The 15,416-nt window shown below is 35.3% G+C and carries 15 protein-coding genes; 1 reads left to right on the forward strand and 14 read right to left on the reverse strand.

What is annotated here, in order from left to right; genetic code table 11:
* Window positions 1-97 precede the first annotated feature (97 nt).
* The 10 genes from B0A80_RS04685 to B0A80_RS04730 form a co-directional block, all read right to left on the reverse strand.
* Complete coding sequence (locus tag B0A80_RS04685; protein ID WP_165769220.1) at window positions 98-919, reverse strand: YARHG domain-containing protein; 822 nt, start codon at window positions 917-919, stop codon at window positions 98-100.
* A 62-nt stretch (window positions 920-981) separates the two neighbouring features.
* Window positions 982-1,617, reverse strand: coding sequence for a DUF2306 domain-containing protein (locus B0A80_RS04690; RefSeq protein ID WP_233430709.1), 636 nt, complete (start codon window positions 1,615-1,617; stop codon window positions 982-984).
* A gap of 206 nt (window positions 1,618-1,823) precedes the next feature.
* A complete protein-coding gene (locus B0A80_RS04695) occupies window positions 1,824-2,783 on the reverse strand; it encodes a transporter (RefSeq protein ID WP_165769221.1) in 960 nt (319 codons plus the stop codon).
* Between the two features lie 166 nt (window positions 2,784-2,949).
* The gene (locus B0A80_RS04700; RefSeq protein ID WP_089076595.1) at window positions 2,950-3,990 is read right to left on the reverse strand and encodes a cytochrome-c peroxidase; all 1,041 of its coding nucleotides are present in this window, start codon (window positions 3,988-3,990) and stop codon (window positions 2,950-2,952) included.
* Between the two features lie 228 nt (window positions 3,991-4,218).
* On the reverse strand, window positions 4,219-5,028 hold the full coding sequence (locus tag B0A80_RS04705; RefSeq protein ID WP_089076619.1) for an MbnP family protein: 810 nt from the start codon (window positions 5,026-5,028) through the stop codon (window positions 4,219-4,221).
* Between the two features lie 279 nt (window positions 5,029-5,307).
* A complete protein-coding gene (locus B0A80_RS04710) occupies window positions 5,308-5,652 on the reverse strand; it encodes a hypothetical protein (protein ID WP_051041428.1) in 345 nt (114 codons plus the stop codon).
* 211 nt (window positions 5,653-5,863) lie between these two features.
* On the reverse strand, window positions 5,864-9,205 hold the full coding sequence (secA, locus tag B0A80_RS04715; protein WP_089076596.1) for a preprotein translocase subunit SecA: 3,342 nt from the start codon (window positions 9,203-9,205) through the stop codon (window positions 5,864-5,866).
* Between the two features lie 87 nt (window positions 9,206-9,292).
* Window positions 9,293-9,514, reverse strand: a complete 222-nt coding sequence (locus tag B0A80_RS04720; protein ID WP_007138072.1) for a DUF2795 domain-containing protein — start codon at window positions 9,512-9,514, stop codon at window positions 9,293-9,295.
* A 186-nt stretch (window positions 9,515-9,700) separates the two neighbouring features.
* Window positions 9,701-10,270: a cob(I)yrinic acid a,c-diamide adenosyltransferase gene (locus B0A80_RS04725; RefSeq protein ID WP_089076597.1), complete on the reverse strand. Its 570-nt coding sequence runs from the start codon at window positions 10,268-10,270 to the stop codon at window positions 9,701-9,703.
* Window positions 10,271-10,406: 136 nt separating this feature from the next.
* Entirely contained in the window at window positions 10,407-11,111 is a 705-nt protein-coding gene (locus B0A80_RS04730; protein WP_089076598.1) for an ABC transporter ATP-binding protein, read from the reverse strand.
* Between the two features lie 303 nt (window positions 11,112-11,414).
* Between B0A80_RS04730 and B0A80_RS04735 the strand changes: the two genes are divergently transcribed.
* Window positions 11,415-12,074, forward strand: a complete 660-nt coding sequence (locus tag B0A80_RS04735) for a DUF6565 domain-containing protein (protein ID WP_089076599.1) — start codon at window positions 11,415-11,417, stop codon at window positions 12,072-12,074.
* A 77-nt stretch (window positions 12,075-12,151) separates the two neighbouring features.
* Here the strand turns inward: B0A80_RS04735 and B0A80_RS04740 are convergent, their stop codons facing one another.
* From B0A80_RS04740 to B0A80_RS04755, 4 genes are all read right to left on the reverse strand, one after another.
* Entirely contained in the window at window positions 12,152-13,003 is an 852-nt protein-coding gene (locus B0A80_RS04740) for an alpha/beta hydrolase family protein (protein WP_089076600.1), read from the reverse strand.
* A 109-nt stretch (window positions 13,004-13,112) separates the two neighbouring features.
* Entirely contained in the window at window positions 13,113-13,907 is a 795-nt protein-coding gene (locus B0A80_RS21015) for a pyocin knob domain-containing protein (protein WP_070907477.1), read from the reverse strand.
* A gap of 20 nt (window positions 13,908-13,927) precedes the next feature.
* Window positions 13,928-14,326 (reverse strand): helix-turn-helix domain-containing protein, encoded by a 399-nt coding sequence (locus B0A80_RS04750; protein ID WP_070907476.1) that lies wholly within the window; start codon window positions 14,324-14,326, stop codon window positions 13,928-13,930.
* Between the two features lie 143 nt (window positions 14,327-14,469).
* Window positions 14,470-15,261 (reverse strand): O-methyltransferase, encoded by a 792-nt coding sequence (locus B0A80_RS04755; protein ID WP_089076601.1) that lies wholly within the window; start codon window positions 15,259-15,261, stop codon window positions 14,470-14,472.
* Between the last annotated feature and the right edge of the window lie 155 nt (window positions 15,262-15,416).

A 15,416-nucleotide genomic window follows, 5' to 3' on the forward strand; every position in this document is an offset into this window, starting at 1 on the left:
AGTTAGCCACGAATTCACGAATGCTTTTAAAAATTCGTGAATTCGTGGCTAAAAACTTTGCAACTCTGAGCCTTTGAAGCTTTGTACCTCTACAAAATCATCTTCCAAAAGAATCATAATTGTCTTCGGCGTATTTTTCAAAGCGTTTTAACAATACAATGTTATCTTTTTCTGTACTGGTTAGTTCATTGTTTACGTTGTCTGAAACAGGAATATACCATTCTACACTATCAAAAAACTGACGAACTGTTTTTGTTTTAAAAGTCAGTCCATGTCTTGCGAAAATGGTGTTTCTTAGAATCTCTAAATCAATTTTTTTTAAATTTTTTAAATCTGATTCTTTTAATTTTTGCGTAGACGAATTTATCGTCATAATACTTTCTGATGCTGCTCTGAATACTGCTTCTATGTAGGTTTCAGCTTCTTCTCCCTCTTCACCCTCTAAATTGGTTACTTGTTCTTCTCTTGGATTTTCATAATCAATATACATTCCGTCTTCCGGAAGCATCACATTAGGATCATACTTAAATTCTTTTTTAATAAGTTCAAATTTCCTTTTAGAGACTTCTTTTTTAGGATTATTTGCTACCCAGATTCCGGTTAAAAGAGTGTCGTTTTTGATCTCGAAATCAAAAACACCGTCATTTTTATCATCACCAGGTTCTTTAAGTATAAAACGAAGGGTGCTTCCTTTTGTCGTCATTGTACCTGTGAGAGGTCTGCTATTTCCGGCAACAATACTTTGTCCTATAACTTTTGAGGATGTGATTTTTTTGATCACAATATTAATTTTATTGATATAATTTTCTTTTTCAGGTCCTGTGGTATCGCGTTCTAGAATTGTAAAATCACCTACATAAGAGCCATATAAATCGGTTCTGATTTCTTTAGGCAGATCTTTGGTAGTGTCTTTTGTCATTTTTTTCTCTTTAGAATTACAGGAAAAAAGTAATATTGACACTAGTAGACAAAAAAGGTTTTTCATTTTTTTAATTGGTTATAAAGATAATACTCAACGATTAATAAATTGGGGATCCAACCCAGCCAAGCAATAATCTGATACAAATCCATTGGTGCGGGATGAAACAAATATACAAGAATAACCTTCCAAAAACGTAATGTTACAGCAGAAAAGGTTAGAGCAAAACTTCGTAACATAAATGCCTTATGTTGCTTAATCTTTTTGTTTTTTATAGATGTAAAACCTTTAAGTGTGAAGTAAAACCAATAAATTGACAAGGCAACAAAAGAGATCTTAGCGAAAAGTCCACCGTTGGCGAAAAGACCGATAAATAATCCCGACGGGGCACTAAAAAAGAGCACTGTCAAAACATAAAATTTTCCAATACTTCGATGAGTTGCAGGATATTTTTTTAATAGAGTGTCACTGAATTGGAAAAATCCGCTGAGCAAAACAAAAATTGCCGAATATACATGTATGTAAAAGAAAGTAATGTAAAATGGAATTTCAGAAACTTCAGTCTGCTTGATTTGAAGAAATGCAATGTTTTTTTTTAGTGGAACATATTGTAATGTCAGCTGTAACATTAAAACAAAGAAGTAACTAAAAAGGAAAGTCCAAATTAATTGCAATGAAAACCGAAAATTCTTTTTCAATCTTTTTTTTGTAAAGGATTTATTAGCTTCCAAATATAAAAAAATCCCCAATCGTAAAAGCGATTAAGGTTAGCTATTTTCAAAATTCCCTTTAAAAAATTAGCCACGTATTCACGAACACTTTTTAGAAAATTCGCGAATTCGTGGCTAAAAAACTTTGTCCCTCTGTGCCTTTGCCGTTTAGAGCCTCAGAGACTTAGAACTTCTTACAAAGTATAATTCAAATTAATACTCCATCTGTAATTGGCTTCCATATTACCATTTGACAGGTTCTGAGTAATTGGCAGCATCGCATTTACGCCAATTGAAAACTTATCTTTTCCGGCTTCGAGACCAAATTTTCCAAACAAAATATCGCCGGCAGTATTGGGTAAATTCAGATTATGCTGTTTATTGGTTTGATAAAGTTCTCCTGCCAGGCCGGCTTGCGGAACAATCTGAATTGATTTTGTATTAAACAAATAAAAGAAAGTGGCAGCATAATTAAACTGATCACCGTACTGATAATTTTTGTTGTTTTGGGTTTTAAAAATATAATTCAGCGTCGTGTTTAGTCCCAGATTTTTACGTTTTACCACATACTCAGTGGCCAACGGAAAATCCCAGCTCCCGGTTCCCAATTGAAAACTTTGGTTAACACTTCCCGCGTTATTAGCTTCCGTAAATTTTCCTGTCGGAATTTTAACACCACCGCCGAGGCTTATTTTATGCGTAAAAATGGTACTGTCTTTTTGAGTTTCAAAAACTGTGTACAAAGCCATTACCGTAATATCACCCAAACCGGCAATATTTTCGGTTCCTGCAGTTAATTGTCTTTCATGAAAATGATACGGAATCAATGCCGAAATTTGTACTTTTTCTGTAATCGGTATACGTGCCCATGCCTGAACAGTATTAAAATTTTCGTCAATCCACGGAGAGTTTGCAAAGATTCCATCACGGCTGGTATAACTCTGTCTGAAATATCTCAGGCCTACAAAATTATTGTTCAGCATAGAGCTAAATCCCATGCTTCCGCCACTTGCCGAACAACCACAGGCATCACAATCAAAATCTTCCATCAAAGCCATACGCTGAAAAGTGAAGGCAGAAATACTATCTTTTGAAGTAAAACTAAAAGCTGATAAACCAGTCAAAAGGGTGAACATTACTATTATCTTTTTCATTTGAATTATTTTTAGAAGCTAATCCCGCTTTCGGCTTTATCTTTTCGGGTGAAGAAAAATCACCCAAAAAGGATACCGCCTCTATCGGGGCTAGGACTTCGGTTTTCATTATGTTTTTTGTCGCAGCTTATACATTTCTGTAAAGCAATAACCTGCGGCCGTATTTTTAAAATTCTGCGAAACGTTTATCGGTTAGGTATTCCGTATCGGTCAACGTTTTCAGGAAAGCTATGATTTGCTTTTTATCGGTTTCGGAAAGTGTGATTCCAAATTTTCCGTTTTGTTTTAATATCGGATCCAGAGTTGGGGAGGATTCTATCCCTCTTGCATAGTGATCCAGAACACCTTCCAGAGTTCCGAATCGCCCGTCGTGCATGTAAGGTCCGGAAACTTCTACATTTCGTAAACTTGGTACTTTAAATTTGTAATAATCGCTCGCCAGTTCGGTGACTTTGTATCTTCCGACATCATTTACCATTGGGTTTACAGCGAGGCCGTTGTTTCGAAACGAATTGTCGGTTTGTAAATCAGTAGCATGGCAGGAAGCACATTTCGATTGGAACAAATCATATCCTGCCAATTCGTCTGCAGTTAAAGTTCCGCCGGCTTCTTTACGTCTGTATTTGTCAAATTTTGAATTAGAAGAAGTGACCATAACCATAAACTGCGAAAGTGCTTTCAGCATGTTTTCGGTTGAGATTTCTTTGTCAGTAAAAGCCTGTCCAAATAACTTTTGGTATTCCTTGTCGGCTTTCATCATTTTTAGAATGGCATTCAGATTCCCATTCATTTCTATAATACTCGTCAACGGAATTATAGGCTGCAGGTCCAAATGATCCGCAGAACCATCGTACATAAATACAGACTGGTAAGCCAGATTTTGAATTGGTGGTGTATTTCGTGTTCCCTGAGCATCGTTAACACCGTGACTAACCGTGTGTCCGTGATGGGTGAAGGCATTAGCCTGTATGTGACAAAAGCCACAGGAAACAACTCCGTCTGACGCTAAACGTCCGTCATAGAATAGTTTTTTGCCCAGTTCGAATCCTTTTACCGTTGGAGGATTCTGAGCAATATTGTACGCTAAAGCGGGGAAATTAGAAGGGACTTTAAATTCTAAAGGAATATTTACATATTCTTCTTCTTCATTCGAACAGCTCCATACTAGCGGGATCAATAGCCAAAGAAAGTATTTTATTTTCAGCATGATTTTTTGGGTGTAAAAAGAGTAAAGAGCATTTCTTATTACTACTTGCGCGAGTTAGCACAAAGTAGAACAAACTAAATTTTACCGGGATTACTCTTTGATTTGCAGAAGTATCTCTATTTTTTCCGTTACCAATATGCTCTTGTGTCCATTTTAGCGGACACAAAAGATACGGTATAGTGGATTGTTTAGGTTTTGCCTAAAGGTTTGTACTTCTTAAAAAATAAATTAATCGTTGTGTACGTGGTCAACTCTAAACATTGTTGAAATGTTTTGAGTGATTAATGGCAGTTTTGCACCACCCATAATCATGGCGCCCATACCTCCCATATTGTTATCGGAAAGTTTGATTTTGTTTTGACCGTCAATTATTTTAGAAAGATCTGTTATGATATGAACAGCAGGGGTAATGTTAGAACGAACTAAAGCTTTTGTTGGAAAATCTACAGTTACCTCAGTGTAGTTGTAATCTGTTCCTGTTTTTCCGGTGTGAATCATAAATGGGGTAGCAGTTGTAACAGTCGATGAGGTAAAAGTACCTTCAAAAGCAAGAAATTTATACCCGGCAGCCCATGACCACATCATACCTGCAGCGTCTGCCTGTGCCAGAAAATCTCCCTGACCTGCAGCACCTAGTTTCCATTGCGCTTCGTCAACTCCGATTCCGAATTTTACTTTCACATAATCACCTGCAGGAACATCTGTTAGTTTAAATTGCTGACCGGCAGCAGTAGATTCGTCAGCAATAAAATAGCTTTTGCTTTTTGGATAGGTAAAAGTCGTTCCGTCTGCTTTTGTGAAAACAACATTGCTCACGATATACTTTACAAGGTTGATTTTTAGCACTTCGTTGTTTGAAGTTATATTGCCTTGTGTGTTTAAAATAAGATCGTTTGCACCATAAGCATTGTCGAATTTTAAAGTGATGTTTCCGTTTCCTGAAACAGTTTCGTTATTGTCGTCGTTTGAACAGGAAAATAAAGATATAGATATAGATAGTGCTACAATAGCAAGGGCTTTGTATAAAGTATTTTTCATTTTAAGAATTTTATATAATTGTAATTTTAAATTTTTGGGTGTGCGCAAGCACATTTTCATTGTTTTTTAGTTACAATGAAAGATCATTTCAATTGGTAATGAAACGGGATTTAAAAAATTATATGACTGTCCTCAATGCGCACCAAGAGCACTTTTTCGCCACTGATTTTGCAGATTTACATAGATTTTATACACAATTAATAAAGAAATCTGTGGGAATCATTCTAATCTGTGGCTAATTTTACCAGCTTGGTATTAGTCACGAATAGTCATAAAAAATTATATAAAATAGGAGGGAGGATGAAAAGTAGTAATAGAAACCGAAATAGGTTTTTCGTCTAAAGAAGCATAAATTTTTGCTTTCGATTCTATTGGTGCTACTAATTTAAAATCGGCTGTGGTTGTATTTTGAATGTAAACGATCTCTGATTTTTCTTTCAGGTTGTTTTGCATTTTCTTTTCGTTGTCGGCGTATTTTTTTAAACTTTTCTGAAGTTCGCATCGACCGTTACAGGTGTTAAAAACTAATTTACGCTGCACACAAATCGTTTTTACTATTTCGTCCTGATTTAATTTGAAAGAGGTATAAACAACAAAACTGCCGAATGAGGGCACTAGGAGCATACAGGAAAGAAATATGGTAAATAACTTCTTCAAGAGTAGATTTCGTTGTTTCGAATGCAAAAATACACTATAATCATTTTTTGAACGAACAAATACTGGTTTTTTTTCAAAAAAAATATCCGCAGGTACTTTTGTACTTGCGGATATTTTAAAAACAACAAACCCGACAGGTTTTTGAAACCTGTCGGGTTTACTTAATTAAAAGTCTTTATTATTTAACGATAACCCATTCGCCTGAGGCTACTAAAGATTCCGCTTTTTTAAATTTCATTGTTTCCGTTTTGCCGGTTGCAACTTCCTGAACGGTTACAGTATCATTACGGTTGATTTTTGGCATGTCTCTTACAATCGTTTCAGTAACCTGACGCTGTTGTGTTTCTCCGGCTTCACGGTTGATTTCCTCGCTGTTTACGATTTCGTCTTTGCTTAATTTGAAGTTTTCTTTTTGACGTACTTCTTTAGCTTCGTGAATTTCAGGAACGTTTTGAGCCGGTAAATCACCTTTGAACAAGAATGAAATAACTTCTCTGTTTACGTTGTCTAACATTCCTCTGAACAAATTGAAAGCTTCTAATTTGTAAATAAGCAATGGATCTTTTTGCTCGTGAACGGCCAATTGAACTGATTGTTTCAATTCGTCCATTTTGCGTAAGTGTTTTTTCCAGGCCTCATCAACGATAGAAAGAGTAATGTTTTTCTCGAAATCGGCAATTAACTGAGCTCCTTCGCTGTCGTATGCTTTTTTCAAATCAGTTACCACATTCAGTGTTTTGATACCGTCTGTAAACGGAACTACGATACGCTCAAAATGATTGTTTGGCTCTTCGTAAACTCCTTTAATGATTGGGAAAGCTTCTCTGGCGCTTCTTTCTGTTTTTTCAGTATAGAAAGCCAAAGTCTCTTTGTATATTTTTCCTGTAATTTCGATGTCTGATAATTTCGTAAAATCAGCTTCAGAAATTGGAGAAGTGATAGAGAAATAACGGATCAGATCAAATTCGAAAGTTTTGAAATCATTAGCTGCTTTATTCTGACTTACGATTAGTTCACAAGTATCGTAAAGCATGTTTGCGATATCCAGTTTCAAACGCTCACCAAACAAAGCATGACGACGACGTTTGTATACTACTTCACGTTGAGAGTTCATTACGTCATCATATTCTAATAAACGTTTACGAACACCAAAGTTATTTTCTTCTACTTTTTTCTGTGCACGCTCGATAGATTTCGTCATCATAGAATGCTGAATTACTTCGCCTTCCTGAAGTCCCATTCTGTCCATCACTTTAGCTACTCTTTCAGAACCAAATAAACGCATTAGGTTGTCTTCAAGTGAAACATAAAACTGAGAACTTCCCGGATCTCCCTGACGTCCTGCACGACCACGTAACTGTCTGTCTACACGACGAGAGTCATGACGCTCTGTACCCACGATTGCTAAACCTCCGGCAGCTTTTACTTCCGGTGTTAATTTAATATCGGTACCACGACCAGCCATGTTGGTTGCAATCGTTACTACTCCGGCTTTACCCGCTTCTTCTACAATTTGTGCCTCTTGTTTGTGCATTTTAGCATTCAAAACGTTGTGTGTAACGCCTCTCATTTTCAACATACGGCTTAATAATTCTGAAATCTCTACAGAAGTTGTTCCAATAAGAACTGGCCTTCCTGCATTTGATAATTCAGTAACGTCTTCAATTACAGCATTGAATTTTTCACGTGTTGTTTTGTAGATATAGTCTTCTTTATCTTGTCTCGCAATCGGACGGTTGGTTGGAATTTCAACAACGTCTAATTTGTAAATCTGCCATAACTCGCCAGCTTCTGTAACAGCTGTACCGGTCATACCACCTAGTTTGCTGTACATTCTGAAATAATTCTGTAACGTAACAGTTGCAAAAGTTTGTGTAGCAGCTTCGATTTTTACATTTTCTTTAGCTTCGATCGCCTGGTGTAAACCATCAGAATAACGACGGCCATCCATGATACGGCCTGTTTGCTCATCGACAATCATAATTTTGTTGTCCATGATTACGTATTCTACATCTTTTTCAAAAAGAGCGTATGCTTTTAAAAGTTGAGTAAGAGTATGAATACGCTCGCTTTTTACTCCAAAATCCTGGAATAATCTTTCTTTCGCTTCTGCTTCACCATCTTTGTCTAATTTTTGCTTTTCAATAGCGGCAATTTCAGTTCCGATATCCGGAAGTACGAAAAAGTCCGGATCAGTATCTCCTGAAAGGTATTGGATACCATTATCGGTTAATTCAACCTGATTGTTTTTTTCTTCAATTACAAAATACAAAGCTTCATCCACTTTATGCATTTCGCGATTGTTGTCCTGCATGTATTGATTTTCGGTTTTTTGAAGCAATTGTTTGATTCCTTCTTCACTCAAAAATTTAATTAATGCCTTATTTTTAGGTAAACTTCTGTAAGCTCTTAACAATAAGAATCCACCTTCTTTAGTGTTTCCTTCTTTGATTAATTTTTTGGCTTCTGCTAAGAAACCGTTTGCCAACTGACGTTGTTGTGCTACTAAGTTTTCGATTTTTGGTTTCAGTTCATTAAATTCATGACGGTCTCCCTGAGGTACCGGTCCTGAAATAATAAGTGGTGTTCTGGCGTCATCAATCAATACAGAATCGACCTCATCGACAATAGCATAGTTGTGTTTTCTTTGTACTAAATCGCTTGGCGAATGTGCCATGTTATCTCTTAAATAGTCAAAACCAAATTCGTTATTGGTTCCGTAAGTGATATCGGCGTCGTATGCTTTCTTTCTTTGTTCCGTACTTGGCTGGTGATTATCGATACAATCAACAGTTAAACCGTGGAATTCAAATAAAGGCGCTTTCCATGTGCTATCACGTTTGGCAAGGTAATCATTCACTGTTACTAAGTGAACTCCGTTTCCGGTCAAAGCATTTAAGTATAATGGAAGTGTAGCTACTAAAGTTTTACCTTCCCCTGTTTGCATCTCAGCAACTTTACCTTCGTGCAACACCATACCACCAATTAGCTGAACATCATAGTGAATCATGTCCCACGTGATGTCTTTTCCGGCCGCATTCCATTTGTTAGCCCAGACAGATTTTTCGCCATCTATAACAATGTATGGTTTTGTTGCCGAAAATTCGCGGTCTTTTGCAGTTGCGGTAACTTCAATATGAGAATTTTCTTTGAAACGACGAGCCGTTTCTTTTACTACAGAGAAAGCTTCAGGAAGGATTTCCAATAAAGTTTTTTCTGAGATTTCGTAAGCTTCTTTTTCAAGAGTATCAATCGCATCATAAAGATCTTCTCTTTTGTCGATGTCTTCGATGTTTTCTACTTCTGCTTTAAGCGAAGCAATTTTAGCATCTTTATCAGCTCTGGCTTCTTTTATTCTTTCCTTAAAAAATACAGTTCTGGCCCTTAATTCGTCGTGAGACAAACTCATTAAGCTGGTTTCGAATGTTTTAATTTTGTTTAAGTAAGGCTGTAAAGCTTTGACATCTTTCTGTGATTTATCACCTACAAAGACTTTAATAATACTGTTTATGAAACTCATGATTTATTGTATTTCTATTTTATGTAAATGTGTATTTGAACCAAAAAAAAAGCCTCGGTGATGAGACTTTTTCCTTTGGTTTATTTTTTAATATTCATCCTCATTCCAAAGATAATCTTCGTCTGTTGGATAATCAGGCCAAATTTCTTCCATTGATTCATATATCTCGCCTTCGTCTTCAATTGACTGAAGGTTTTCTACTACTTCTAATGGAGCACCAGCTCTAATAGCGTAGTCAATAAGTTCATCTTTGTTAGCAGGCCATGGCGCATCACTTAAATACGATGCTAATTCTAATGTCCAATACATCTGTTATCTGTTTAGTTTTGTGCAAAAATAAATTTTTTACTGAAAAAGACAAGTAAAATTTAATTTATTTTAATAAAATTTAAGAACGTCATCTTTAAACTCCAAAAATCAAACTCCAAATACCAAAAAATGGTGATGAAATTTTGTTGGAATTTGGGATTTGAAAAATTGTAATTTCCAGAAAATTTATTTTCTGGGGATCCATTTTACTTCCTCCGCGTTTAGATCTGAGGACAACTTCCGTGCCAAGACAAAAAGGTAGTCAGAAAGTCGGTTTAAGTATCGAATTGCGATTTCAGGAACAGCTTCATTATGGCTTAAATGTACTGCCAAACGCTCGGCGCGACGACAAATACAACGTGCTATATGACAATGTGACACAGTGGGATGTCCTCCAGGTAAAACAAAATGAGTCATTTGTGGAAGACTTTCTTCCATTTGATCAATTTCATTTTCTAATAATTCGATATCTGTATCGATAATTCCAAGGTTTTTTAGACGAAGTTCTCCATTTTTAAGAACCTCTTTTTCTGCCGGAGTAGCCAAAATGGCACCAACGGTAAACAAACGATCCTGAATTTCAATTAAAATAGTCTTATAATGTGCATCCATTTCCTGATCGCGAATAAGTCCTATATAAGAGTTTAGTTCGTCTACAGTACCGTAACTGTCAATGCGGATATGGTCTTTAGGAACACGGTCACCGCCAAAAAGAGCAGTAGTTCCTTTGTCTCCTGTTTTTGTATATACTTTCATTTTTTTTGAGGTGCTAAGGTTCTGAGATGCTAAGGCTCTAAGGTTTTTCCCATTTGAACCAATTTACAGTCAGAACTTTTTTAAAGATTTTAAGATACTAAGCGACTACTAAGTTTCTTTGCGATCAAACGATTAATCAACTAAACGATTTAACTTCTTTTTGGGTGTCACTTTCGATTAATCCGTCTCTTAAACGTATTACACGATGTGCATAGGCTGCGATGTCTTCCTCGTGTGTTACCAGAATTACGGTGTTTCCCTGTGCGTGAATGTCGCCAAAGAGTTTCATGATCTCCACAGAAGTTTTACTGTCTAAGTTTCCGGTTGGCTCATCGGCAAGAATAATAGAGGGTTTATTGACCAAAGCTCGTGCAATGGCAACACGCTGACGCTGTCCTCCAGATAGCTGATTGGGCTGATGATCCATTCGGTCGGCAAGATTTACCTGCTTTAAAACTTCTTCGGCTCTTTTAACACGTTCTGTTTTGGAGTAACCGGCATAGATCATAGGCAATGCAACATTGTCTAAGGCTGTAGTTCTCGGTAGCAGATTAAAAGTCTGAAATACAAAACCAATTTCTTTGTTTCGAATTTCAGCCAGCTCATCATCACGCATTTGACTGACATCTTTTCCGTTTAGTACGTACTGTCCGGAAGTTGGCGTATCCAAACAACCCAGTAAATTCATTAAAGTTGATTTTCCGGATCCGGATGGGCCCATTAAAGCCACATATTCCCCTTTGTTGATTTGCAGGTCGATTCCTTTTAAAACATAAACAATTTCATTACCCAGAACGAAATCTCGTTTGATGTTGGTTATTTTAATTAATGGATTTGCCATTTCGATTTACAATTTTGGATTTAAATGTACAAAAGACTTTTCAATAAAAGTATGAGTAGTCGAGATTTGGTTTTTGTTACAAATTGTCTTTTGTTTTTTGTTCATCTGAAAATAACCAAAAAACATATCTTTTTTCGACAGAAGAGTGCTATGTTATTTTTGATAAATTTTACATAATTAACATTAAATCTTGTGTTTTATAGTTTTAATATGTTTTTAATGTTTAAAAGGTGATAATTGTGTAATTTTTTATAGTAGGTTTTAGGTAGATTTGTTAAGATAGTAACTAAAACAACTAAGATTATGAAAAATATATCATTATTATCCGGAATTGCGGTAATCGCATTAGGTTTTGTATCCTGTAAAGATGAAAAACAAGAACAGGCCGAAAAAACAATCGATTATTATGTTGCCTATGTCGACTCTGTTAAAAATGTTAAGGCTGATGATTTAAAGGCTGATTGGAAAGCGGTTGAAGCCGAGTATGAAAAAAGAGCTGCAAACGCTCAACTGGCACTTGCTGATATTAAAGAAAATAATGCCGCGACAGAGAAAATAAATACGAGCAAGATCAAATACGAAGAATTTAGAAATAATATGGTGACTATTCTTGCTCCTCCGGCCCCAAGTCCAAAACAGCAATTGCGTAATGCTTTATTTGGTGAAGGAAAGATTGGGGAAGATATGAGTTTTGCCTGGGTGAATGCTAAAAACATTCATAGTGTTTACCAACAGTTTGTGCATACGGTAGAAAAAAATAAAGACAGTTACTCCCGTGAAGATTGGGACGAAATTAAATTGATGTATGAAGCACTTGACAGCCGAAAAAATACAGTAGAAAAAGAAGGCTTAACAGGCGAAGACAATCGTAAAATTGCCGGTCTGAAATTAAAATTTGCGCCAATGTATACTTTAAACAGAATGGGGGCAAAGTCTGAAGAAACGGCGGCGGCTAAGAAGTAAGTTTTAAAATTTTGAATTAGTAAAAAAATGGCAGCCGGAAATGGTTGCCATTTTTGTATCTACTATTTTGTAAATTATTAGGATTGAAATCTTTTTAAATCTTCTAAAAAAATAGGCCAGATAGTATCTTTAAATTGACTTCTGAAAAAACCAAAATGACCTATGTCTTTTACGCCAAATTCTTCCGCTTTTAAATGAATTCTGCTTACTTCAGATTTTTTAAATTTGGAAGCAATCCAATCAATTGCTGATACAGTGGCATAAAAATCATTGTCGATACTATAAGATTTAATGCTGCAGTTTATTTTATCGTAATGTTCTTTTGCATTTTCGATGCAGTCAAAATGATAGTTGGGTTTCTTGCACCATTTGGCCCATTCAATCGCCATTCCCTTAGGTAAATCTTCCATTCGGGTGAAGTGACTGGATGGGAGATAATTGAAGATTTTGGTAAAAGACGGTATAATTGCATACCACAAAAACTGCATTTTTAGTCGGTCAAATCCTTTCCAGTGTATCCAGCTTCCGGATTGTGATGCCACCATTACAATACCATCAAATAAATTATTGGAAGGAACTAAACCTATTAGCTGACCGCCAATACTGTGTGTGATCACAAATAACTTACTGTGAGGATTTTTCTCTTTGACGTATTGGACTACCGTTTCGAAATCATTTTTGGCCCAATCTGAAGCAGTTGTTTTAAATTTAGAAAGTGGTGCGGACTTTGAGTCGCCAATTCCGCCGTAATCAAAAGTAAAAACAGAATAATGATTTTCGGAAAGATACGTTGCAAAATTGTAATAATAATTTTGTTTAACACCGGTGGCCGAAGCTATAATCACACAATTCTCGCTGGGAGTCGCGGATTTAAATTCTGTTACAGCTATAGGGTATTGTAAAGGGGTGTCGATTTTTATCGCATTCATAAATGTATAAGTATAGAATGTAATAAAAGTATCATTTTAAAGTCATTTGTCAAACGCGAATCACAAAATGTTCTTTTTCCTGTTCGTATCTAAAGTGTAATTCTCATAATTAATTACCTAATTTTTTTTTCACTGAATTTAATTCTTGATTTTGAAGCTCAAGTTTTTTGTTTAAATCTATAATGTATAATGTTAATTCTTCAATCTTTTGTAAAAGTTTAGCATTCATTTCACCCAAGTTTATACCATTTTGGAGAACTTCTTTTTCACTTGGAATGTTTTCTAAATGTCCTTTTTCGCTAATGTGTTTTTCTACTTCTGAAAGGGTTGGCAGATTGTAATTTTCTTTAAAAACAAAGTCAGACCAATTTTCCATATCAACTTTTACTTCCTTTGAATGAATAGTTCCGTTTACATCAAGTTTGTTTTTAGGATTAATTGTTCCTATTCCAAAATTACCTGAATTTATATATGAATTACTTGTTGCAGATAAAAGCACATTTGTTTGGGTTTGAGAAATAATTAGTTCTTTTGCTGTCAAAACTTTGGCGTTGAAATCTGTACTGTTGTTGTTTAAGTTTTCAGAATTATAAATTTTCTTCCATTCTGACCAAACTGTTCCGGCAGTATTTGTTGATTGACGAAAGTAAAAATCACTTTCGGTACTAAATGCCAGTTGTGTTCTCCAATCTGATCCGCCAGCTCCTCCCCAGTGCCTAAGCCCTAAGACAGTGCCATAAGTTGAAGGACTATTAAGTGTATGAGGTAAGTAAATTGCTAGATCATTCGTAAATGTATTTAAATTGTCTACTCCTGTTTGTGTTACAAATTGCCCACGTGTAATAATTGTTGTGAAGAGCAGAATAACTACTATTAAATGTATTTTTTTAACCTTGAAAATCATTGATAATATTTTGAGATTGTCTATTTAATTAATTTTTCAAGCCTTGCCATCATTTCATCTTTCTCTTTCAGCATACGCTCATAGAGTGCGATTTTTTCTGCATGCAGTTGAATAATCTTTTCAATTGGATTATGGTTATTAATTACAAATCCAATTGCGTTATCATTAGTATTAAATGTATTCGCAATCACATTTACGGCCTGTTCTTCATCAAAATTTTGAAAAGCTTCTACTGGAATTCTTAATACGGCTGAAATTTGTTTCAATAGGTTTTCTTCAATTACATCTTTCTGCTCAAGCATTGAAATTTTCTTTTGGTTCCAGTCTTCACCCAAATTATAAGCCAGTGCTTCCTGCTTGATGTTAAGCATTTCTCTAAAACGTTTTACGTTTCTTCCCTGATGAATTTTCTGTTCCATAATGAATATTATTTTTTTGAAGGTTCAAAGATAAAATTATCCAAAGTAAAAAGTCTGAATTTCAAAGATAAAAAAACATCTCATAAAATGTTATTTTTGTAAGATATTATATCTGAAATTAGAGAGGATAAAAATATTATGAATTAGGCTCTAATCACAAAATGTTCTTTTTCCTGTTCGTATCTAAAAAATACAAATCCCCATTGAAAAGTGTCTATAGTGACTTTTACTTTTGGATGATTTTGGATGATTCCCCAGGCTTCTTCCATTTCTTCTGACCAATGAATGTCGTCAAAGATCCAAACCGAATCGTTGTTGATTGTTGGCAGTAAAAGCTCAAAATAGGCTAAAGTTGCTTTTTTGGAATGATTTCCGTCGAAATAGATTAAATCGAAGTCTTCAGTCTCCGTTTTTAGTCCCTGTTGAATATCCTGAAGATAGTTTTCAAATTCTGTTACAATTGAATTTACATTAGAACAATCAAACTTTGTAAATTGATTTTGAGCAACATTTGCTGTATTTGGGCAACCTTCTAATGTAATAACTTTTGCTTTTGGATTCCCTAAAGCCAGAGCTGCAGTGGCCAAACCTAATGATGTTCCAATTTCTAAAACATTTTTAGGCTGAAAATAATTGGTTACACGAAATAACAATTCAGCCCGTTTTGGAGAGATTCCGGCTGTTTGGGCAATTTTTGAAATTTGCCTGCTGTTGGATTTAAAAACTTTTGAACCCGCTCCAAAATCCGTTACTTGAATGAAATTTTTATTTTCTAAAAGTGATTTTCGATATTTTTTTAGAATTAAATATTCCGGTTTTGGTTTCCTGTCGTAAAAACATTTCGTCAATAGATGGAATACAAACGGAGAATGAACAGCATGCTCGTTTTTAGAGTTCCAAAGAAATTTGAGATATGATTTTATTGTATGTAGCATTTTTTTGTTTCGCAGAGATTCACAGAGAAACGCAAAGATTCACAAAAAAACTTTTTGAAGCTCGCTTTTTTGCGAATCTCTGTGTAATTGTTTGAGTATTTGATTCTAAATTAAAGCCCTTAGTTGATCTTTGTCAGAGCTTTGAAGGATCATTT

Source organism: Flavobacterium tructae (genome assembly GCF_002217475.1).
In the GTDB taxonomy this organism is placed as follows: domain Bacteria; phylum Bacteroidota; class Bacteroidia; order Flavobacteriales; family Flavobacteriaceae; genus Flavobacterium; species Flavobacterium tructae.